At 67.0% G+C, this 20479-nt stretch carries 20 protein-coding genes and 1 tRNA gene; 13 read left to right on the top strand and 8 right to left on the bottom strand.

All coding sequences use genetic code 11. The annotated features are described in order from the left end of the window. Positions 1–366: 366 nt before the first annotated feature. From VAE54_RS03570 to VAE54_RS03595, 6 genes are all read left to right on the top strand, one after another. Entirely contained in the window at positions 367–1572 is a 1206-nt protein-coding gene (locus VAE54_RS03570) for an acetyl-CoA C-acetyltransferase (protein ID WP_322800562.1), read from the top strand. 33 nt (positions 1573–1605) lie between these two features. Beyond that, positions 1606–2469 (top strand): 3-hydroxybutyryl-CoA dehydrogenase, encoded by an 864-nt coding sequence (locus tag VAE54_RS03575; RefSeq protein ID WP_322800563.1) that lies wholly within the window; start codon positions 1606–1608, stop codon positions 2467–2469. A gap of 79 nt (positions 2470–2548) precedes the next feature. Further along, positions 2549–3715, top strand: coding sequence for an acyl-CoA dehydrogenase family protein (locus tag VAE54_RS03580; protein ID WP_416223767.1), 1167 nt, complete (start codon positions 2549–2551; stop codon positions 3713–3715). Positions 3716–3748: 33 nt separating this feature from the next. Beyond that, positions 3749–4801 (top strand): zinc-binding dehydrogenase, encoded by a 1053-nt coding sequence (locus VAE54_RS03585; RefSeq protein ID WP_322800565.1) that lies wholly within the window; start codon positions 3749–3751, stop codon positions 4799–4801. Continuing rightward, the gene (locus VAE54_RS03590; RefSeq protein ID WP_322800566.1) at positions 4798–5196 is read left to right on the top strand and encodes a hypothetical protein; all 399 of its coding nucleotides are present in this window, start codon (positions 4798–4800) and stop codon (positions 5194–5196) included. The genes VAE54_RS03585 and VAE54_RS03590 overlap by 4 nt, the downstream gene beginning before the upstream one ends. Before the next feature lie 48 nt (positions 5197–5244). Then, positions 5245–5550: a hypothetical protein gene (locus VAE54_RS03595; protein WP_322800567.1), complete on the top strand. Its 306-nt coding sequence runs from the start codon at positions 5245–5247 to the stop codon at positions 5548–5550. Between the two features lie 113 nt (positions 5551–5663). On the opposite strand, the gene rocD is transcribed toward VAE54_RS03595, so the two are convergent. The 5 genes from rocD to rsfS form a co-directional block, all read right to left on the bottom strand. Then, positions 5664–6881, bottom strand: coding sequence for an ornithine--oxo-acid transaminase (gene rocD / locus VAE54_RS03600; RefSeq protein ID WP_322800568.1), 1218 nt, complete (start codon positions 6879–6881; stop codon positions 5664–5666). 36 nt (positions 6882–6917) lie between these two features. After that, positions 6918–8123, bottom strand: a complete 1206-nt coding sequence (gene thiI / locus VAE54_RS03605) for a tRNA uracil 4-sulfurtransferase ThiI (protein ID WP_322800569.1) — start codon at positions 8121–8123, stop codon at positions 6918–6920. A gap of 477 nt (positions 8124–8600) precedes the next feature. After that, positions 8601–8673 (bottom strand) — tRNA-Val (locus VAE54_RS03610). After that, positions 8664–9257: an aminoacyl-tRNA hydrolase gene (pth, locus tag VAE54_RS03615; protein WP_416223768.1), complete on the bottom strand. Its 594-nt coding sequence runs from the start codon at positions 9255–9257 to the stop codon at positions 8664–8666. Before pth ends, VAE54_RS03610 begins: the two co-directional genes overlap by 10 nt. A 303-nt stretch (positions 9258–9560) precedes the next feature. After that, entirely contained in the window at positions 9561–9941 is a 381-nt protein-coding gene (gene rsfS, locus VAE54_RS03620) for a ribosome silencing factor (RefSeq protein ID WP_322800571.1), read from the bottom strand. Between the two features lie 82 nt (positions 9942–10023). On the opposite strand from rsfS, the gene VAE54_RS03625 reads away from it, so the two are divergent. The 6 genes from VAE54_RS03625 to miaA all read left to right on the top strand — a co-directional run bounded on the left by VAE54_RS03625 (position 10024) and on the right by miaA (position 16584). Further along, positions 10024–11376: an aminotransferase class III-fold pyridoxal phosphate-dependent enzyme gene (locus VAE54_RS03625; protein WP_322800572.1), complete on the top strand. Its 1353-nt coding sequence runs from the start codon at positions 10024–10026 to the stop codon at positions 11374–11376. A gap of 95 nt (positions 11377–11471) precedes the next feature. Then, a complete protein-coding gene (locus tag VAE54_RS03630) occupies positions 11472–12410 on the top strand; it encodes a 2-dehydropantoate 2-reductase (protein ID WP_322800573.1) in 939 nt (312 codons plus the stop codon). Positions 12411–12511: 101 nt separating this feature from the next. Then, positions 12512–13687: an aminotransferase class I/II-fold pyridoxal phosphate-dependent enzyme gene (locus VAE54_RS03635; protein WP_322800574.1), complete on the top strand. Its 1176-nt coding sequence runs from the start codon at positions 12512–12514 to the stop codon at positions 13685–13687. Positions 13688–14015: 328 nt separating this feature from the next. Further along, a complete protein-coding gene (gene hflX / locus VAE54_RS03640; RefSeq protein WP_322800575.1) occupies positions 14016–15341 on the top strand; it encodes a GTPase HflX in 1326 nt (441 codons plus the stop codon). 68 nt (positions 15342–15409) lie between these two features. After that, a complete protein-coding gene (locus VAE54_RS03645) occupies positions 15410–15640 on the top strand; it encodes a hypothetical protein (protein WP_322800576.1) in 231 nt (76 codons plus the stop codon). Between the two features lie 11 nt (positions 15641–15651). After that, complete coding sequence (gene miaA / locus VAE54_RS03650) at positions 15652–16584, top strand: tRNA (adenosine(37)-N6)-dimethylallyltransferase MiaA (protein WP_322800577.1); 933 nt, start codon at positions 15652–15654, stop codon at positions 16582–16584. 33 nt (positions 16585–16617) lie between these two features. On the opposite strand, the gene VAE54_RS03655 is transcribed toward miaA, so the two are convergent. Both VAE54_RS03655 and VAE54_RS03660 read right to left on the bottom strand, forming a co-directional pair. Beyond that, positions 16618–17529 carry an ABC transporter ATP-binding protein gene (locus tag VAE54_RS03655; protein WP_322800578.1) on the bottom strand — a complete coding sequence of 304 codons (912 nt, stop codon included), beginning with the start codon at positions 17527–17529 and terminating at the stop codon, positions 16618–16620. An 87-nt stretch (positions 17530–17616) separates the two neighbouring features. Continuing rightward, positions 17617–18477, bottom strand: coding sequence for a hypothetical protein (locus VAE54_RS03660; RefSeq protein WP_322800579.1), 861 nt, complete (start codon positions 18475–18477; stop codon positions 17617–17619). 339 nt (positions 18478–18816) lie between these two features. Between VAE54_RS03660 and VAE54_RS03665 the strand changes: the two genes are divergently transcribed. Continuing rightward, positions 18817–19170 carry a phage holin family protein gene (locus VAE54_RS03665; RefSeq protein ID WP_322800580.1) on the top strand — a complete coding sequence of 118 codons (354 nt, stop codon included), beginning with the start codon at positions 18817–18819 and terminating at the stop codon, positions 19168–19170. A 24-nt stretch (positions 19171–19194) separates the two neighbouring features. On the opposite strand, the gene VAE54_RS03670 is transcribed toward VAE54_RS03665, so the two are convergent. Then, positions 19195–20457, bottom strand: a complete 1263-nt coding sequence (locus tag VAE54_RS03670) for a glucose-1-phosphate adenylyltransferase (RefSeq protein WP_322800581.1) — start codon at positions 20455–20457, stop codon at positions 19195–19197. Between the last annotated feature and the right edge of the window lie 22 nt (positions 20458–20479).

Consider the following 20479-nt stretch of genomic DNA (forward strand, 5'->3'; position numbering starts at 1 on the left):
GAACGGGAGACTTCCCTTAAGCCAGCGGGTTTTCCGTTGTGCGGCCTGCGGGCTGGAGGTGGATCGGGATCTCCACGCGGCCATCCACCTCCGCAATTACGGATTGGCTGTCCTAAACAGCTCTACCGCCAGTTCGGCGGGAAGGGACGCCTGTCGGGGTCCCCAGCCGGTCGAAGACCGGCTGGGGTGCCCCAGATCCCTCTGGCGGCGGAACGGCCTTCGGGTCGAGGAAGCCGGAAGTGGCCGGTCATGGATTTCGCCCGGTGGGGCGAAATAAATGACGATGAGTTGCAGAACGGTAGAACCTGTCCCGACAGAACGATCGTTCGCTGGATCATGATCCGAAGGGAGCAGGTGGGGGGAACCATGGAGAAGAACGGTCGGGATCCGGTGATCGTAGGGGCGGCGCGCACGCCCATTGGGAAACTGCTCGGGGGACTATCCCCGCTATCCGCTCCCCAGCTGGGCGCCGTTGCGGTCCGCGAGGCCATCCGCCGGGCGGGCATCGATCCCCGCCAGATCGATGAGGTCATTATGGGCGAGGTGGTCCAGGCTGGCAGCGGCATGGCCCCGGCCCGCCAGGCGGCGGTCTTCGCCGGGATCCCATCGGAGGTCGGCGCGGTCACGGTGAACAAGGTCTGCGGCTCGGGGTTGAAGGCGGTGATGCTGGCGGCGCAGGCCATCCGGGCGGGCGATGCGGATCTCGTGGTGGCCGGCGGGATGGAGAGCATGAGCAACGCCCCCCATCTGATCCGCCTGCGCGCTGGGATGCGGTATGGCCATCTCCAAGCGGAGGATAGCCTGATCGCGGATGGGCTGCGCTGCCCGTTCCACCAGGTGCTGATGGGGGAGCTGGCGGAGTTCATCGCCGATCAGTTCGAGGTCACCCGGGAGGAGATGGACGCCTTCGCCCTGGAGAGCCACCGCAAGGCGGTCGCAGCCATCGATGCCGGCCGGTTCCGGGCGGAGATCGTGCCGGTGGAGGTGCCCGATGGCAAGGGAGGGACACGGGTGGTGGACACCGATGAGGGGCCCCGACGGGACACGTCCATGGAGGCCCTGGCCCGGCTCCGGCCGGCTTTCCGGCCCAACGGTCGTGTCACGGCCGGCAATTCCCCGGGTTTGAACGATGGCGCGGCCGCCGTGGTGGTGATGAGCCGGGCGAAGGCGGAGGCCATGGGGATCCCGCCGCTGGCCCGGATTGTGGGCTACACGCAGGCGGCGGTCGACCCCCAATGGCTGTTCTACGCTCCGGCGAAAGCGATCCCCCGTTTGCTGGAGCGGGTCGGCTGGCGCTGGGAGGAGGTGGATCTCATCGAAATCAACGAGGCCTTCGCCGCTCAGGTCCTGGCCGACGCCAAAGCCATGGAGCAGCAGGGATACCGGTGGGACTGGAGCCGGGTGAATGTGAACGGCGGGGCCATCGCCCTGGGCCATCCAGTCGGCGCCAGCGGCGCCCGCATCCTGGTCACCCTGATCTACGCCCTGCGGGATCGCGGCCTGCGCCGCGGCATTGCCACCCTGTGCCTGGGGGGTGGCGAGGCCGTGGCCATGGCGGTGGAGATCGAGTGAGGACTTGCACGGAACCCGCCGCAGGAGGCCATCATGAACATCCGGGATGTGCGAACCATTGGGATAGTCGGTTGTGGTCTGATGGGCTCCGGGATCGCGGAAGTGTGCGCCCGCGCCGGCTTCCAGGTGATCGTCCGCGAGGTGAACCCGGAGCTCCTCCAGAAAGGCCTGGATCGCATCCGGGCTTCCATGGCGAAAGCGGTGGAGCGGGGGAAGCTGAGCGCCTCCGATATGGAGGCGGCCTGGGGCCGCATCCGGGGCACGCTGGATATGGCGGACTTCGGGGCCTGCGATCTGGTGATCGAAGCGGTGGTGGAGGACATGAACACCAAGAAGGGGGTCTTCGCCGATCTCGATCGCATCTGCCCCCCCCATGCCGTCCTGGCCAGCAACACTTCCTCTCTCTCGATCACGGAGCTGGGGAGCGTCACCCGGCGTCCGGAGCGGGTGATCGGTTTCCATTTTTTCAACCCGGTTCCGGTGATGCCTCTGCTGGAGATCGTGGTGGGGCTGCAAACCGCCGAGGAAACGGTGGCCCTGGGCCGGGCCCTGGCGGAGCGCCTGAACAAGACCGTGGTGATCTCCAAAGATCGTCCGGGGTTCATCGTCAATCGCCTGCTGATCCCTTACCTGCTGGACGCCATCCGGCTCCTGGAGGAAGGCGTCGCGACCATGGAGGACATCGACACGGCGATCCGGCTGGGGCTGAACCATCCGATGGGCCCCTTCACCCTGATGGATTTCGTGGGGCTGGACACCCTGCTGTTCATCGCCGACGCGATGTTCGAGGAGTTCAAGGATCCCCGCTACGCCGCCCCGCCGTTGCTCCGCCGCATGGTGGCCGCCGGCTGGCTGGGCCGTAAGAGCGGACGAGGGTTCTACACGTATCCAGCGTGAGAGCTCGATCGGGAGGATAGGACAACCTGATGATTCGAGGAGGTTTGCGATGGAGGTGGAGCTGCTTGCCCAGGCAGGGCTGAACTTCGAGCTCTCCGAAGAGCATCGCATGTTCCAGCAGGTGGTGCGGGAGTTCGCCCAGAAGGAGATCGCCCCGGTGGCCGCGCACTATGACGAGACGGGGGAGTTCCCATGGGAGACGGTGCGCAAGATGGCTGCCATGGGGCTGATGGGCCTGGAGGTCCCCGAGGAATACGGCGGCCAGGGGCTGGACGCCATCGCCTCCGCCCTGGCGATGATCGAGATCGCCAAAGCCGACGCTGCCCACAGCGCGATCATGTCCGTCAACAACACCCTGTTCTGCTTCCCCATTCTCACCTTCGGCACGGAGGAGCAAAAGCGCAAATATGTGACCCCCGTGGCCAGCGGGCAGGCGATCGGCGCTTACGCCCTCACGGAGCCCCAATCCGGATCCGATGCCGCGGGCATGCGCACCCGCGCGGTGCGCAAAGGGGATGTCTATATCCTCAACGGCCGCAAGTCCTGGATCACCAATGGGCCGGTGGCGGATTACATCGTCGTCTTCGCGATGACGGAGCCGGAGAAAAAGCATCACGGCATCAGCGCCTTCATCATCGAGACGAACCGCCCGGGCTTCATCCGGGGCAAGAAAGAGGAGAAGCTGGGGATCCGGGCCAGCGCCACCTGTGAGATCTATCTGGACCACTATGAATGCCCGGTCGAGAACCGTCTGGGGGAGGAGGGGGAAGGCTTCCGGATCGCGATGACCACCCTGGACGCCGGGCGGGTGGGGATCGCGGCCCAGGCGGTGGGGATCGCCGAGGCCGCCTACGAGGCAGCGCTGGCCTGGGCGAAGCAGCGGGAGGCCTTCGGCCGCAAGATCGGGGAGTTCCAGGCCATCCAGTGGAAGCTGGCGGACATGCGGGTGAAGCTGGAGGCCGCCCGCCTGCTCACCCTGCAGGCGGCATGGAAACGGGAGCGGGCCAAGCGCACCGGGGAGCGCTACACCCTGGAGGCGGCCATGGCCAAGCTGTTCGCCAGCGAGGCCGCCCAGTGGATCACCTATGAGGCCATCCAGATCCATGGCGGCATGGGCTACAGCCGGGAGCTGCCGGTGGAGCGCTATTTCCGGGACGCCCGTATCACCACGATCTACGAAGGCACCAGCGAGATCCAGCGCCTGGTGATCGCCCGCCAGATCCTGGGGTTCAAAAGCAGCGTGTGAGGCCCATATCCTCCGGGGAGCGGAAGATCCGCCATGAAGGCCATCGTTTTCTACCAGCACGGAGGTCCAGAGGTGTTGCAAGCGGCGGACCTTCCCACCCCTCACCCGGGGCCGGGCGAGGTGCAGGTCCGCGTCCATGCCTGTGCGATGAACCACCTGGATCTGTGGGTGCGGCGGGGGATCCCATCCCTGCGGCTGGAGATGCCGCACATCCCGGGCTCGGATGTGGCCGGGGTGGTGACCGAAGTCGGCCCCGAGGTTTCCGGGATCCAGGTGGGGGATCGAGTGGTGGTGAACGCGACCCTGAGCTGCGGGCAGTGCGAGTTCTGCCTGCGGGGGGAGGACAACCGCTGCCGTCGGGGAGGCATCCTGGGCGAGCACGTGCGAGGGGGCTATGCCGAATACGTGGTGGTGCCGGCCCGCAATGTTTTGAAACTGCCGGAGGGCTTCCCCTTCGAGGAGGCGGCGGCGGCTTCCCTGGTCTTCCTCACCGCGTGGCACATGCTGATCACCCGGGGTGGCCTCCGGCCCGGGGAGGACGTGCTCATCGTGGGGGCTGGCGGGGGTGTGAACACGGCGGCCCTCCAGATCGCGAAGCTGGCGGGCGCGCGAGTGGCGGTGGTGGCCTCAAGCCCCGCGAAGGCGGAGCGGGCCCGCGCCCTGGGGGCGGATCACGTCATCGACCGCTCCCAGGAGCCGGACTGGTCCCGGGCGGTCTGGCAATGGACGGAGAGGCGGGGCGTGGATGTGGTGGTGGACAACGTGGGACAGGCCACCTGGATGAGGAGCATCCGCTGCCTGCGGCCTGGCGGGCGCCTGCTGGTGGTGGGGGCGACCTCCGGCCCGAACCCGGAGGATTTCGACATCCGGTATGTGTTCTCCCGACAGATCAGCATCCTGGGCTCCACCATGGGGACCCAGCATGATTTCCGGATGGTGATGGGGTTGATCTTCGCCGGGCGGCTGCGGCCGGTGATCGACCGGGTTCTGCCGCTGACCCAGGAGGGAGCGCGGGAGGGCCACCGCCTGCTGGAGTCCGGGGCGGTCTTCGGGAAGATCGTCTTCGCGGTCGACGCGATCCGATGACCCGATGGCGACGCCTCCCTGGAGCCCTGTGGCTGCTGTATTTCGCCCTGCGCAACGGGGTGCGGGCCGTCTACTATCTGGGAATGATCCCTCCGGCATGGGCGGAGGAGGGCCTCCACGGGCCCTGGACTTACCTGGGGGTGGCTGCGCTGATCTGGGCGCTGGCCTTCGGGGCGGCCGCTGGCTTCTGGTGGCGAAGCGGATCACCGGCCGCTCGCTGGATCCTGGGAGGGATGCTTCTCTATCAGGTCCATATCTGGGCCCATCGCCTCTTTCTGATGCGAAGCCCCTTCATCGCCGGAAGCCATGGCTTCGCCCTGCTGATCAGCCTGCTCACGCTCCTGCTCACCATCGGAGCGCTTGGAGGAATCCCGTGGCCCCGCCGCGGAGCGTAAAGGTTTTCGGTGGTCCTGCCGTTCCGTACAGGAGGTGAAGAAGTGCAGATGCGATCCATCGCGGAGCTGGCCGAAGCGGTGGAGCGGGATCCGGAGCTGGCCCGTCAGATCCGGGAGGATCCAGCGGGGGCGCTTCGAAAGCTGGCCATGCCCGAGCCGCTCCAGTCGGATGTGTGGATTTATCGCATGGTGGTGGGAGCCCTGGGCGCGATTGGCCTGGCGGCGATCCTGGGCGCGCTGATCCTGACGGCGATGGGAAGGGGAGGAGATCAAATCCCCGCGGTAGTGACGGCCCTGGGATCTGCCGCGATCGGCGCCCTGGCCGGGCTGCTGGCTCCATCCCCCCGGGAGTAACCGATCGGCCGGGCCTGTTATCGGACAGGGAAAAGAAGGGGGCGCCCCAGCGAGGGCGCCCCCTTTCTGGCCTTCGTCGACGGATCGATGGGGGAAGCTTCCACCCGGTCTCTTCAGCCTTCCAGCACCTCCTGGATCTGATCCAGCGCCCAGTCCAGGTCTTCGCGGGAGATCACCAGGGGCGGGGCGAAGCGGAGGATGTGTTCGTGGGTGTCTTTCACCAGTATGCCCCGTTCCTTCAGGGCCTCGGCGAAACGCCGCGCCCCGCCGGCCTCGGGATGGAGCTCAATGCCGATGAGCAAACCGCGGCCGCGCACTTCTTTGACGTAGGGGCTGCGGATCGCCCGCAGGCGCTCCATCGCTTGCTCGCCCAGGGCCGCTGCGCGCTCCGGCAGACCTTCCTCCACGATCACCCGTAACGCCTCCCGGGCCACCGCGGCGGCCAGCGGGTTGCCCCCGAAGGTGCTCCCATGATCGCCCGGCCGGAACACACCCAGGATCTCCCGTCGGGAGACCACCGCGGAGATCGGCAGCACGCCCCCGCCGAGGGCCTTGCCCAGGATCACCATATCGGGCTGCACGTCCTCCCACCAGGAGGCCAGCAGTCTGCCGGTTCGCCCCAGGCCGGTCTGGATCTCATCGGCGATGAAGAGCACGTTGTGCCGGCGGCAGATCTCGGCGGCCCGGGCCAGATATCCGGGCGGCGGCACCCGCACGCCCCCTTCGCCCTGGATCGGCTCCACCAGGAACGCGACGGTGTTCGGGGTGATCGCCCGCTCCAGGGCTTCCGCATCCCCATATGGGATGCTCACGAAGCCGGGGGTGTAAGGGCCGAAGTCTTCCCGATACTGGGGCACCGTGGAGAAGCTGATGATGGTGGTGGTCCGGCCGTGGAAATTTCCCTCGCACACGATGATCTCCGCCTGATCCCGCGGGACGCCCTTTACCCGGTAACCCCATTTGCGGGCCGTCTTGATGGCGGTCTCTACGGCCTCGGCCCCGGTGTTCATCGGCAAGGCCTTCTCATATCCCAGCAGCTCACACAGCTCCTTCAGGAAGGGGCCGAGCTGGTCGTTGCGGAAAGCCCGGGAGGTGAGGGTCACCCGCCCGGCCTGCTCGATCAGGGCCCGGATGATGCGGGGATGCCGGTGGCCCTGGTTCAGCGCCGAATAGCCGCTCAGGCCGTCCAGATAGCGGCGCCCTTCCACATCATACACCCATACCCCTTCCGCCCACGCGATGACCACATCGATGGGTTGATAATTGGGGGCGCTGTAAGTGTCCTCCATTTCGATGTAATCTGCAGATCGAAGCAAGGTCGGCGTCGACATGATGGCCTCCTGGTGAAGGGGAAGTTCAGCTGCGCGCTATGGTGTGGTCCAGCGGTGAACCGAAGGCATGGGCGCTGGATCGCTCACCGGGACGCGCATGGCCTGGCCCAGCGCCTGCTGCACCAGCTCCTCCATCCTCACCCGGCCTTCGATCTCCCGAACGGTCTCCAGGGAGGGGCGGGTGATGACCCGGGGGGGCATCAAGAACTGACAGCAATCTTCGCCGGGCAGGATCGAGAGCTCATAGGTTCCGATGGCCCGCGCCCGATCGATGATCTCCACCTTATCCAGCCCGATGAGGGGCCGCAGGATCGGCATGGCCGCCGCGTCCTCAATCGCCGTCAGGCTTTCTAAAGTTTGAGAGGCCACCTGTCCCAGGGAATCCCCGGTGACCAGGGCTAGCCCGCCTTCCTGTCGGGTGAGGGCTTCCGCCACCCGCACCATCAGCCGACGGTAAAGGATCAGGCGATAGGGCGCGGGGGCGGCCAGGACGATGGCCCGCTGAGGCTCTCCGATGGGCACCACATACAGCCAGGACGGCATCCCATAAGGGCGCATCTGACGGACGATGGCCATCGCCTTCGCCTCCGAGGCCGCCCAATCCCCGAAGGGCCCACTGTGGAAATGGATGGGGATCACCTCGCAGCCCCGTTTCAGCATGAAGTAACCCGCCACAGGGGAGTCGATGCCGCCGGAGAGCAGCAGGCCCACCCGCCCGCTCACCCCCACCGGCAATCCCCCGGGGCCTCGATGGCGGGCGAAGTAAATGAGGGCGGTGTTGGTGGCGATTTCGATGTAGGCCACCCAGGCTGGCTCCTCGAGATCCACCCGCCAGCCCGTCTGGCGCTGGATCGCTGCGCCGATGTGCCGCTCGATCTCCTGGGAGGTCAGGGGGAACGATTTATCCGCGCGGGAGGCTCGAACACAGAAAGAGGGCACAGGCTCGGAGGGGAGGTGGCGAAGAACGATCTCCGTAATGACGTGGAGGTCTTTCGCGGCAGGGATCGCCGGGGCGAAATAGGCGATCCCGAACACGGTGCGAAGGCGCTCGACCCAGATCGCCTCCGGGATCGGGCGCGGAAGGCGAACGAGGAGCCGTCCGGGCAGACGCTCCACCGAAGCAGGCCCGATATCCTGCAGGCGCTCCTCGATCCGCCGGGCCAGCATCCGCTCGAAGAAGCCCCGATTATGACCTTTCAGCCCGATCTCTGCGTAATGCACCACCGCATACCGGCTGTCCATGGCGCCTTCCTCAGCGATTCCGGGTCCTCGGGCACTCGCCCCGACCCATTGCACCGATGGAAATCAACCTCATTGGGCGCTCTGCGCCGAACGTCGGCGGATGTGCCGATGGAAATCGGCCTCGTGAGGCGCTCCGCGCCTCGCGTCGGCGAAGGCCGACACGGAAGGCCTTTCGGCCGGCGGAGGCCGGCCATTGGCCGGAGGCCTCTCGAGGTCGAATTCATTCGACACTCACGCCAGCCGCTGGCCTCTCACGCCGATTGAAATCGGCCTTTCCGGGCGCTCTGCGCCGAACGTCGGCCTCCGCCGACGTAACGGCCGGCGCAGGCCGGCCATCGGCCGAAGGCCCATCAAGGTCGAATTCATTCGACGCCCGGAGGCCGGCCATTGGCCGGAGGCCCACTTCACCCCGCGGCGGGCTGCCCTCCCGGGCATCTCCGTAAAAGAAGGGGCGCCATCCGCGCCCCTTCTCCCGCATGGGCGAGGCAGGACTCGAACCTGCGACCCTCCGCTTGTAAGGCGGATGCTCTCACCCCTGAGCTACTCGCCCGTCTTCCCCGCCGGCCGCATCGCCGGCTGGACGTTGAAGCGATTCATCGCTGCTTCCAGCCCCTCCTCGATAAACGTGCGGATGGCCTGCGCGGCCCGATGAAGCACTCCCTCCAGGATCTCCTCCTCATCCGGCCGGAAGTCCTGGAGCACGTAATCGGCCGGGTTCATATGGCCCGGGGGGCGCCCGATGCCGACCCGCAGGCGGGGGAAGTCCATCGTCCCCAGCGCCTGGACGATGGATTTCATCCCGTTGTGGCCGCCCGGGCTGCCCCGGGGCCGCAGCCGGATCGCCCCAAGGGGGAGATCCATATCATCGTACACGACCAGCAGCCGGTTTAAAGGCACCCGGTAATACGAAACCAGGGGGCGCACGGAGCGCCCGCTCAGGTTCATGAACGTCTGGGGTTTGGCCAGGATCACCCGCTGCCCGGCCAGACGCCCCTCGGCGATTAGAGCTTGATGCAGGATCCGCCGGAAGGCCATTTGATGGGCCTGGGCGAACACATCCACGACCCGGAAGCCCACATTATGGCGGTTGCGGGCATACTCGGGACCCGGGTTCCCCAACCCCACGATCAACACCGGGAATCCCTCTGGGGCCTCTTCCCTCTCGTCCTCCCGGGACGCGGGCTCCGGCCGAAGCGCCTTCAGGATGCGATCCAGGCGCTCCAGCGTCTCCTCATAGTGTAAAGTCACGAGAGGCCTCTCCCTTATCACTGGATAGGTTGCAGAGATGGAGTCCTTCCCATCCGACTGGGACCTTTCGATTTCCGGCGGGCGCGGAGGGGAGGACGCTGAAGGCGGCCCTCACCCCGGATTTCTTCAGTTCAACGACCCAAGAGTCCTGGGAGGGGCCTATCCCCCATCCTCCCGATCGCCCTTTCCTCACTGGGCGCGCACCAGAATGGGGGCCCCGCGCCAAAGGGACTCCAGGTCGTAGTAGCGGCGCTGGGGGGGCGCGAAGATGTGAACGATGATGTCCCCGTAGTCCATCAACACCCACCCCGAGGCCGGATCCCCTTCTACCCGGGCCGGATCGACCCGGTAGCCTTGCGCGGTGGCCTCCGCGATGCCCTCCACAATCGCCTTCAGCTGTCGTTCCGAGGTTCCCGTGCAGATGATGAAGTAATCGGCGAACGTGGCACGGGCCCGGATGTCCATCAGCACCACATCCATCCCCTTCTTGTCGAGGATGGCGTCCACGATCCGATGCGCCAGATCCAGGGTGTTCAGGGAGCCACCTCCTGATTGGAGATTTGCCGACATGGCGCCGGTTGGCGGGATCTGCCAGCTTCACTATCATTCTATCACGTAACCCGATCGGCTACCGCTCGGCCGGGAGGTCGCCATGGTCGAAACCCTTTCCCCGATGAGCGCTGAGGAAATCGTCGCCCTCTGCCGGCGATACACGATCTACGAATGGTCGGCCCAGGATGCTGTCGATCCCATCCCGGTGGTCCGGGCGAAGGGGGTTTATTTCTGGGACGCCCGGGGCCGTCGCTATCTGGATTTCAACTCTCAGCTGATGAACGTCAACATCGGCCACGGCGACGAACGGGTGATCCGGGCGATCCAGGAGCAGGCCGCCCGCCTGCCTTACGTGAACCCGTTCATGGCCACCGAGCCCCGCGCCCGCCTGGGCCAGATGCTGGCGGAGATCGCCCCGGGGGATCTTAACAAGGTCTTCTTCACGCTGGGCGGGGCGGACGCCAATGAGAACGCGATCAAGATCGCGCGCCTTTACACCGGCCGCCACAAGATCATCGCCCGCTACCGGTCCTACCACGGCGCCACGGCGGGTGCCATCACCCTCACCGGGGATCCCCGACGCTGGCCGGCGGAGCCGGGCATCCCGGGGGTCATCCACGTGTTCGACCCCTATCGTTACCGCTGCCGCTGGTGCATGCGGGAGGAGCGATGCACGCTGGACTGCCTGAACCATATCGAGGATGTGATCCAGCTGGAAGGCCCCCATACGGTCGCGGCGGTGTTCATTGAGACCGTCACCGGGACCAACGGGATCATCATCCCGCCGGAGGGCTATCTGGAGGGCCTGCGGGAGATCTGTGATCGCTACGGCATCCTGCTCATCTGCGATGAGGTGATGAGCGGCTTCGGCCGCACCGGGGAGTGGTTTGCCGTGAATCACTGGAATGTGGTCCCCGATCTGATGACGGTGGCCAAGGGGCTGACCTCGGGGTATCTCCCCCTGGGCGCCGTCCTGCTCTCGGAGCGGATCGCGGAGTTCTTCCGCGAGCGCCCCTTCCCGGGAGGCCTGACGTATAACTCGCATCCCCTTTGTCTGGCCGCGGCCATCGCCACCCTCCAGGTCTATCAGGAGGACCGCCTGATCGAGAACGCGCGGCGGATGGGGGAGATCCTGGCGCGGGAGCTGGCCCGCCTGAAGGAGCGTCATCCCAGCGTGGGGGATGTGCGGAGCATCGGCCTCTTCGGAGTGATCGAGCTGGTTCGGAACCGCGAGACCCGCGAGCCTCTGGTCCCCTTTAACGCCCGGCCTTCGGAGATGGGGATCATGAACCGCCTGCGGGCGTTCTTCCTCGAGAACGGCCTTTATACGTTCATCCGCTGGAACACGTTCTTCACCAACCCTCCGCTGTGCATTACGGAGGAGGAGCTCATGGAGGGCCTCGAGATCATCGACCGGGGGCTGGAGATCACGGATGATGCGGCGGTGGGTTGAGGAGGCGGCAGAGCCTTCCGGGAGGAGCCAGGGGTCATGCCGGCGGGGTGGACAGCCACAAGCGGTTATCCTGTGAACCCCGGAGGGGCGAGACCATGCGCGTGACGGTGTTCGGAAGTGGGGGGTTGGGTGGCTATTTTGGGGCGCTGCTGGCCCGTGCAGGCCACGAGGTCACCTTCGTCGCTCGGGGTTCCCATCTGGAGGCCATGCGCGCCCGGGGGCTCCAGGTGCACAGCGTCCACGGGGATTTCCATCTCCACCCGGTGCGGGCTACGGATCGGCCGGAGGAAGCGCCGCCGGCGGATCTGGTCCTGTATGCGGTGAAGACCTATCACATCCCAGAGACGGTGGAGGCCCTCCCGCGCCTGCTGGGGCCAGAAGGGGTGGTGCTGACCACCCAGAACGGCGTCGAGGCGCCCGATCAGGTGGCCGCCGTGGTAGGGGCGGAACGGACGCTGGCCGGGGCCGTCTGGGTGGTCTCCCGGATCGAGGCCCCGGGCGTGATCCGGCAGGAGAGCGCCTTCCGTCGGATCGTGGTCGGGGAGCTCGACGGCCGGCTCACCCCGCGGGCCCAGGCCATCGCCCGCGCCTTCGCGGAGGCCGGCACCGAAGGGGAAGCGACGGCGGAGATCCGGAAGGTGCTGTGGACCAAGTTCCTGTTCATCGCTTCCATCGGTGGGGTGGGGAGCGTCGTGCGCCTCCCGGTAGGGGCCTGGCGGGAGGTTCCGGAAACCCGGGCGTTGCTGGAGCAGGCCATGCGCGAGATCGAGGCGGTGGCCCGGGCGGAGGGCGTGATCCTGGACCCGGATGCGGTGCCCCAGACGATGGCTTTCATCGACCACCTGGCCTCTGGCGCGACCGCCTCGATGCAGCGGGATGTGGAGGCGGGCCGCCCGCTGGAGATCGAGGCAATGAGCGGGGCGGTCGTCCGCCTCGGCCAGCGCCACGGGGTTCCCACGCCGGCCCACGCGTTCATCTACGCCGCCCTGAAGCCTGTCCACCTGCAGGCGTTGCAAAGGGCCGGGGTCGCGTAGCCACCCCTCGCTTGCCGATCGGGCTTTGCGGCCGGGTCAGGGTTACCGTAATCCGCCCGGCCTGAGTTAAAATGCACGGAAACGTTGGAGGTGAAGGGAAGATGCCGCCAGCCCCTTCGGAGCGCATGCGACGTCTGAAGCCCTATCCCTTCGCCGCCTTAGAGCGGCGGATCGCGGAGCTGCAGACCCAGGGTCGCGATATCATCCGCCTGGACATCGGCAGCCCGGACATGGCCCCCCCGTCTTTCATCCTCGACGCGCTCGAAAGAAGCGCGCGGGACCCCCGCGCCCACGGCTACGCCGGCTACCGGGGGATCCCGGCGTTGCGCCAGGCGGTGGCCCGCTTCTACGCCCGCCGCTTCGGCGTCGAGCTCGACCCCGACCGCGAGGTCCTGATCCTCATCGGCTCCAAAGAGGGGATCTTCAACCTCAGCCTGGCCTACCTGAGCCAGGGGGACATCGCCCTGGTCCCCTCCCCGGGGTATCCCACCTACACGGATGGCGCCCTGGCGGCTGGGGCCGATGTCTTCTACATGCCATTGCGACAGGAGCGGGGCTGGTTCCCGGATCTCTCGGAGATCCCCTCCGAGGTCCTGGCCCGGGCGAAGGTCTTCTGGCTGAATTACCCCAACAACCCGACCGCGGCCTGTCCCACCCTCGAGTTCCTGACGGAGGCGGTGGCCTTCGCCCGCCGGCACAACCTGCTCCTGGCCTACGACAACCCATACGCCGACGTCGCCTTCGATGGCTACCGGGCCCCCAGTGTTCTCAGCATCCCGGGGGCGAAAGAGGTGGCCGTGGAGTTCTATTCCCTCTCGAAATCCCACAACATGGCCGGCTGGCGCGTGGGGATGCTGGTGGGAAATCCGGAGGTGGTGGGCACAGTGGCGCAGCTCAAGAGCAACATCGACTCGGGCCACTTCCGACCCATCCAGGAGGCGGCGGCCATCGCCCTCACCCATGACGACGAGTGGATGGCCGAGCGCAATGCGGAATACGCCCGGCGGCGGGACGTGGTGGTGGACGGCCTGAACGCCGCCGGCTTGACGGCGGAGCGGCCCCGTGCCACGATTTATGTATGGGCGCGCCTTCCGTCGGGATGGCGCAGCGCGGATTACGCCGCCCGCCTCCTGGAGGAGACCGGGGTCTCGGTGGCCCCCGGGGCGATGTTCGGCGAGGCCGGCGAAGGCTATATCCGGATCTCCCTCGTCCAGCCGGTCCCCCGCCTCGAGGAGGCGGTGCGTCGCATCCAGGCCTTCCACGCTTCCCTGGGGTGAGGCGCGATGAGCCACGTGCCCTATTTGATCGCCGCCGCGATCTTCGAGGCCCTGGTCTTCGGCTGGGCCGTCTGGACGGCGTATCGGGAAAGCCGCCCGCGATGAGGAGAGGAAAGGGACGGTCGGCGGGCCGCTCTGCCGCCCGCTGGCTCTCCCATTTAAAAGGATTCCGTGGCCGGCTTTCCGGCAAGCGCCTCTGGAGCCCGGGGAGGGCCAGGACAGGGTTCGGCCTCCCGGATGGGGAGCTGGAGGGCGCAGATTCGATTTCCAGGAAACCGCGGGACGGAGGTGTGCGATCGGGCGCGGAACGCAGGAGACGGTGGCTCCCGTGGATCGAGCGGTGCTGGTGGGCACCGAGATCTACGGCAAGCCGGGGTTGCTGCCGGTGGAGGATTCCCTGGATGAGCTCGCGCAGCTGGCCCGCACCGCGGGGGTGGAGGTGGTCGGCCGCGCGGTGCAACGGCTCCGTCGTATCCATCCGGCCACCTACATCGGGCCCGGGAAGGTCGAGGAGATCAAAGCCCTGGTGCGGGCCATGCACGCCAATATGGTCATCTTCGACGACGAGCTTTCCCCTTCCCAGCAGCGCAACCTGGAAAACGCCTTCGGCGACGAGGTCCGCGTGCTGGACCGCACGGCCCTGATCCTTGATATCTTCGCCCAGCACGCCCACACCCGCGAGGGAGCCCTCCAGGTGGAGCTGGCCCAGTATGAGTATCGCCTCCCCCGACTGACCCGTCGCTGGCAGAATCTCGCCCAGCAGGCGGGGGGTTCCTTCGGCCGGGGCGGGATCAGCGGGGTGGGCCTGCGAGGGCCTGGTGAGAAGCAGCTGGAGATCGACCGCCGGCGGATCAAGGATCGCATCGCCCATCTCAAGAAGGAGCTGGAGGAGGTGCGGGCCCATCGCCAGCGTTACCGGGAGCGCCGGCGCCGGGCCCAGCTCCCCGTGGTCGCCCTGGTCGGTTACACCAACGCCGGCAAATCCACCCTGCTTAACGCGGTGTCCGGGGCCGATGTCCTGGTGGCCGACCAGCTGTTTGCCACCCTGGATCCCACCACCCGCCGGGTGAAGCTCCCGGAGGGCGGGGTCGCGCTCTTCACCGACACGGTGGGGTTCATCCAGAAGCTCCCCCACCCCCTGGTGGCGGCCTTCCGGGCTACCCTGGAGGAGATCAACGAAGCCGATCTCATCCTCCACGTCCTGGATATCACCCATCCCAACGCCCTCCAGCAGGCCCGGGTGGTGATCCAGACCTTGCGGGAGATCGGGGTGCGGGACATCCCGATGATCACCGCTCTCAACAAGATCGATCGGCTCCCGGACCCGGAGGTGGCGCGGGCGCTGGCGGCGGAGCATCCGGATTTCGTGGCCATCTCGGCCGCTTACGGCATCGGCCTGGAGGACCTGTTGCGGAAGGTGGAGGCGATCCTCTACCGGAGCCTCACGCCGGTGCGGGTGCGGTTGCCCCTGAGCCGTGGGGATCTCATCGCCCTGTTCTACGAGCAGGGCGTGGTGGAATGGGAGGCCCATACGGACAGCGAGGTGACCCTCTTCGGGCGCCTGCCCGGCCGGCTGCTGGCCCCCTTCCGGCCTTACCTGGAACTTGGGGAGGCGGAGGCAACGCCCCGCTACTCGGTGGCCTGGAACCTGTAGGGGCGGGCCCCGGGGGCTTCTCCCCCTCTTACGGGTCGCACGATGGGTTACCCGGCGGGCTTCTCGAGATGTCGACGCTGAATCGCTGGATCGAGCACACGGCGGAATTCCTGGCCCGCTATAAGGGCCTGCCTGTTATGATTGGGGTGGGCCTGATCCTTCTCGATTTCCTTTTGCTGCTCCTCTATCGGCTTGCCCCGGGCCTCCCCGTCCTCGGCACCCTGGCGACGCTCCATTGTTTTCTTTATCTGGGCCTGGTCACCGCCCTCCTGGGCGGGCTCATCGCGGAAGTCCTCTGAGCGGCGGGCGGATGGCGGAGCGCTCTTCCCCGGATCGTCCCCTGGTGGCCATCGTGGGGCCGACGGCTGTCGGCAAGAGCGAGGTGGCTCTGGAGCTCGCGGAGCGCTTCCAGGGGGAAATCGTCTCCGCGGACTCCCGTCAGATCTACCGGGGAATGGATATCGGGACGGCGAAGCCGACGCCGGAGGAACGCGCCCGCGTCCCCCATCACCTCATCGATGTGACGGATCCGGACCGCCCGTTGACCCTGGCCGAATATCAGCGCATGGCTTACGAGGCCATCGAGGGGATCCACCGTAGGGGGCGGTTGCCCTTCCTGGTTGGGGGAACCGGCCTTTACGTATGGGCGGTGGTGGAAGGGTGGCAGATCCCGCCCGCCCCACCGGACCCCGAGCTGCGCCGCGCCCTGGAGGAGCGGGCGCGGCGGGAAGGGCCGCAGGCCCTTTATGAGGAGCTGCGGCGCCTGGATCCCGAAGCCGCCTCCTTCATTGATCCGCGCAACGTCCGTCGGGTGATCCGCGCCCTGGAAGTCTGCTATCAGACGGGGAAGCCCTTTTCCGCCCAGCGGCGGAAGAACCCGCCCCCCTATCGGACGCTCCTCATCGGCCTGACCCGTCCCCGAGCGGAGCTCTACCGGCGGATCGATGAACGGGTGGAGCGGATGATCGCCCAGGGGCTGGTGGAAGAGGTGCGCCGGCTGGCGGAGCGCTATCCGTGGGATCTCCCGGCGATGACGGGGTTAGGGTATCGGCAGATCGGGGCCCATCTGCGCGGTGAGATCTCCCTGGAGGAGGCGATCCGGCAGATCCAATCCGCTACCCGGGATTTCGTGCATCACCAGTATAACTGGTTCCGCCTGAACGACCCGCGCATCCGCTGGTTCGATCTGAGCCGGGAGGATGTGGAAGCCATCGCCGCGTGGCTCAAGGAGCAGCTCCGGTAGACCATGGCTTGCGCCGCCGGGCTCCCCTCGGGCTTACCCCATCTCCATCCCCACGACTTGAAGGAACATCTCCTCCAGCGAGGGGCGCTGGGGGATCATCGCCTCCAGGTCCAGCCCCTGGCCCACCATCCAGCGAGCGAGATCCGCCGGGCGACGGCCGGGCGCCAGCCGCAGGGTCAGGCGGTTATCGGACCGGGCCAGCACGTCCCCCCAGGCTTGCAGCTCCGCCTCCAGGCCCGGGGGAATCCGGCCCAGCTGAAGGACCAGCGTGGCGGCCTCCTCCGCTCGCAAATCCATTGTCTCTACCACCTTCCCGGCCTTGATGAACGCCACGCGGTCGCAGACCCGTTCCACTTCGCTCAGCAGATGGGAGTTCAGGAAGATCGTGACCCCGCGGCCTTTCTGCTCCCGCAGGAAATCCCGCACCAGGATCCGACCGGCAGGGTCCAGGCCTGAGGTCGGCTCATCCAGGAAGACCAGGCGGGGCTCGTGGAGGAATGCTTGAGCCAGCCCCAGGCGCTGCCGCATGCCCTTGGAGAATGTGCGGAAGGGGCGCCGCGCTTCCGCGGTCAGGCCGACATGCTCCAGCAGCTCCGGGATCCGGCGCCGCAGGCGATGGGGGTCCACGCCGGCGAGGCGGCCGTGGAACCCCAGGATCTCCTCCGCTGTGAGCCAGTCGGGGAAGGCGAAGCCCTCGGGCAGGAAGCCGATGGCCCGACGGGCATGGCGGTCGCCCAGGGGCCGCCCCAGCACCCATCCGGTCCCGGCGGTGGGACGGATCAAGCCGAGGAGCATCTTGAGGGCGGTGGTCTTGCCGGCCCCGTTGGGGCCGAGGAAGCCGAAGGCCTCCCCTTCCGCGACCTGGAGCGTGAGGTCCGCCACCGCCACCCGATCCCCGAACACCTTCCGCAGGCCATCGGTCTCAATGATCCAGGTGTCCCTCATCCCCATCTCCTGACGGGGCAATGGCTCGCAGTGATCCCACCCACCCCAGAGATCTTCCCCGGGATAGGGATCGGCGGCAGCGGTCTTTCAGCGGATCGAGCGGGCCCAGGCGATCAGCCGGCCGGTCTCCGCGCCCGGCCCGCCGATCAGGTAAAGGAAGGCCTCATCGTGCCACAGCAGGAAGCGGACCGGCAGGGCCTCCCCGCCCGGTGTGTGGGCCGCCTGGGGGAAGGTGAAAAGCGTCGCCTCTCGCCCCTCGATGGAGATGGATTCCACTTCGAGGGTCATCCCAGGGGCCATGGGGATGGGCAGCAGCAGCGTCGTCTGCCAGTCCACGGTCCGGGCCAGCCGCCGCGCCTCCTCCGCAGGCATCCCCATCAGCCGCAGGGCAGCCTCCGCCAGCGGCCGGATGTCCCCTTCCGGCTCCATCGTGTAAGCGGGCAGGGGGGCCTGGGCCCAGCCATAGGGGATGCCCTCCGCTTCAAAGGTGGCCAGCAGAATCGGCCCCACCGTCATCGTCAGGACCGTCCCGTGGAGCGCCTCGGGGACGATCACGTCATCCGCCCCCGCCCCATGCAGCGCTTCCCGCAGGTGGTTCACGTCGACGGTCCAGCGAACGGAGGCCGCCGGCATCACCTGCAGGGTGAGGAACTCCCGCACGCCCGCTGGTGAGCGCACAGGGAAACCCAGGAGCGCCTCCGCTTCAGCGAGGCGCTGGACTGTCCGGGGCTCCGCGGGTTCGAAGGCCAGATCGCCGCCAAGGATCCCTGAGAGGGTTTCCCCGGTCGCGGCGGGCATGGAGAACGTATACGGGATGACGAGGAGGCGGCGGAAGCGGAAGCCCTGGAGGAAATCGTGGGCTGCTGCCCGCAGGGCGGGGGAGAAAGCGAACGCCAGGGCCGCTCCGCTCAGCAGGAGCAGCCCCGCTATCTTCATGCGCCGGTGCATGATATCCTCCTCGTTCGCGGATAGGGTGGGGCTTTGCCGTCCCATTCCCGACCCGCTAATGGGGTGCGGAGGGCGGCCTGGCCCCGAAGGATGAAGACATCGGGTTTCCCAGATGGGAATCCAGCGTCGCATGTCCGATCGGATCTTACCGCGTCAGCGCGAGGGCGACCAGACGGCCGCACGCCCTTTTCCCATCTCCCTGGATGGATCTGTCGGCCCGGTCCTCGCCTATAATTGGGAATAACCGCCCGGCGGCCTGCCTGCGCGGCGAGTTCCATTCAAAGGGAAGGGAATTTAGAGAACGCCGGAGCGTGCCCACTCCACTGCGGGAGAGAACAGATGCGGCACTTTCTGATGCGCTGGATCCTGAACACCATTGCCCTGTGGGTGGTCTCCCGGATCTATCCGGGGGTTTCCTTCCGGGCCGGTTCCGGGCTGACGGATTTCCTGCTGGCCGGCCTGGTGCTCGGGCTGGCCAATGCCCTGATCCGTCCCATCCTCCTGTTCATCACGCTGCCCCTCAACCTGCTCACCCTGGGGCTCTTCACCTTCGTTGTGAACGCGGTCATTCTGTATCTCGTGGCCGCGCTCACCCCCCTCGAGGTGCACGGGTTCCTCGCCGCCCTGATCGGCGCGGTGCTGCTTTCGATCGTCAGCTTCGGGTTGAGCCTGCTGGTTCGGGAGAACGGATAAGAGCCCGGCCATTCGGCTTCCTTGTCAAATGGGCGCGATGGCTCCGATGGTGTTGCCGCTGGGGATGTGAAGATCCGGGAAATCCTCGGGGACTACATCGCTGGCGATGATGCAGTTGCGGCCCACGCGGGCGTGGGGGGGGATGATGGCGTTCTTCCCCACCAGCGTCAGCCCCGATGACAGATCCCCCAGCCGGTTGGGGCTGTAGTCCATCCCGTAGCCCAGATGCGCCTCTGCCCCCACGACCACGTTTTTGTCCACGATGCAGCGATCCACCACCGCCCCCGGCTCGATGACGGAGTCGGTCATCACCACCGAATAGCGGACCACGGCGCCGCGCTTCACCCGCACGCCCGGCGAGAGCACGCTGTATTCCACGGTCCCTTCGATGATACAGCCGTCGGAGATCAGGCTGTGGGCGACGTGGGCGCCGGTGCGGATGTTGACCGGCGGCCGCTCCTCGCTGCGGGTGTGGATGATCCATTCCCGATCGTGGAGATCCAGGGGCGGGTTGTCCGCCAGCAAATCCATGTGGGCCTCCCAGTAGGCCTGCACCGTTCCTACATCGACCCAGTAGCCGCTGAACCGGTAAGCGTAGACCCGATAGGCCTCAATCATGCGGGGGATCACATCTTTCCCGAAGTCGTGGCTGCTGTTCGGATCCCGTGCGTCTTCGATGAGGACTTCGCGCAACACCTCCGGGCGAAACACATAGATCCCCATGGAGGCCAGGGTTCCCCGGGGACGGATCGGCTTCTCCTCGAAGCGGATCACCCGGCCTTCCTCATCGGTCTCTAAGATGCCGAACCGTGAGGCCTCCTCGGGAGCCACCGGAAGGGCGGCGATGGTCAGGTCGGCGTTTTTCTCGGTGTGCAGACGGATCATCGGGGTGTAGTTCATCTTGTAAACGTGGTCGCCGGCCAGGATCAGCACGTGGGTGGGCCGGTGGTGCTCGATGAAGTCCAGGTTCTGGTAGATCGCGTCCGCCGTCCCCTGATACCAGTCGGAGTCCGCCCGCCCCAGGTAGGGGGTGAGGATCCAGACCCCCCGGTGGAAGCCATTGAGATCCCACGGGGCGCCGCTGCCGATGTGCTCATGGAGGGAGCGGGGCCGGAACTGGGTGCATACGCCGACGAGGTAGATCCCGGAGTTGACGCAGTTGGAGAGGGTGAAATCGATGATCCGGTATTTCCCCGCGAAAGGGACCGCGGGCTTGGCCCGCTTCTGGGTGAGGATGCTCAGGCGGGTGCCCTTGCCGCCCGCCAGGATCATCGCGACCGTGCGCATAAAATCGCTTTTCCGCCCTCAA

Source organism: Thermoflexus sp., assembly GCF_034432235.1.
Classification (GTDB): domain Bacteria; phylum Chloroflexota; class Anaerolineae; order Thermoflexales; family Thermoflexaceae; genus Thermoflexus.

Bases quoted from the DNA above. Each gene is read 5' to 3' on its own strand.
- thiI (WP_322800569.1), bottom strand. From the start codon at position 8,123: ATGGACAGCCGGTATGCGGTGGTGCATTACGCAGAGATCGGGCTGAAA.
- miaA (WP_322800577.1), top strand. From the start codon at position 15,652: ATGGCGGAGCGCTCTTCCCCGGATCGTCCCCTGGTGGCCATCGTGGGG.
- VAE54_RS03625 (WP_322800572.1), top strand. From the start codon at position 10,024: ATGGTCGAAACCCTTTCCCCGATGAGCGCTGAGGAAATCGTCGCCCTC.
- VAE54_RS03630 (WP_322800573.1), top strand. From the start codon at position 11,472: ATGCGCGTGACGGTGTTCGGAAGTGGGGGGTTGGGTGGCTATTTTGGG.
- VAE54_RS03570 (WP_322800562.1), top strand. From the start codon at position 367: ATGGAGAAGAACGGTCGGGATCCGGTGATCGTAGGGGCGGCGCGCACG.
- VAE54_RS03670 (WP_322800581.1), bottom strand. From the start codon at position 20,457: ATGCGCACGGTCGCGATGATCCTGGCGGGCGGCAAGGGCACCCGCCTG.
- VAE54_RS03655 (WP_322800578.1), bottom strand. From the start codon at position 17,529: ATGAGGGACACCTGGATCATTGAGACCGATGGCCTGCGGAAGGTGTTC.
- VAE54_RS03590 (WP_322800566.1), top strand. From the start codon at position 4,798: ATGACCCGATGGCGACGCCTCCCTGGAGCCCTGTGGCTGCTGTATTTC.
- VAE54_RS03665 (WP_322800580.1), top strand. From the start codon at position 18,817: ATGCGGCACTTTCTGATGCGCTGGATCCTGAACACCATTGCCCTGTGG.
- VAE54_RS03585 (WP_322800565.1), top strand. From the start codon at position 3,749: ATGAAGGCCATCGTTTTCTACCAGCACGGAGGTCCAGAGGTGTTGCAA.
- VAE54_RS03660 (WP_322800579.1), bottom strand. From the start codon at position 18,477: ATGCACCGGCGCATGAAGATAGCGGGGCTGCTCCTGCTGAGCGGAGCG.
- rocD (WP_322800568.1), bottom strand. From the start codon at position 6,881: ATGTCGACGCCGACCTTGCTTCGATCTGCAGATTACATCGAAATGGAG.
- rsfS (WP_322800571.1), bottom strand. From the start codon at position 9,941: ATGTCGGCAAATCTCCAATCAGGAGGTGGCTCCCTGAACACCCTGGAT.
- VAE54_RS03635 (WP_322800574.1), top strand. From the start codon at position 12,512: ATGCCGCCAGCCCCTTCGGAGCGCATGCGACGTCTGAAGCCCTATCCC.
- VAE54_RS03595 (WP_322800567.1), top strand. From the start codon at position 5,245: ATGCGATCCATCGCGGAGCTGGCCGAAGCGGTGGAGCGGGATCCGGAG.
- VAE54_RS03575 (WP_322800563.1), top strand. From the start codon at position 1,606: ATGAACATCCGGGATGTGCGAACCATTGGGATAGTCGGTTGTGGTCTG.
- VAE54_RS03645 (WP_322800576.1), top strand. From the start codon at position 15,410: ATGTCGACGCTGAATCGCTGGATCGAGCACACGGCGGAATTCCTGGCC.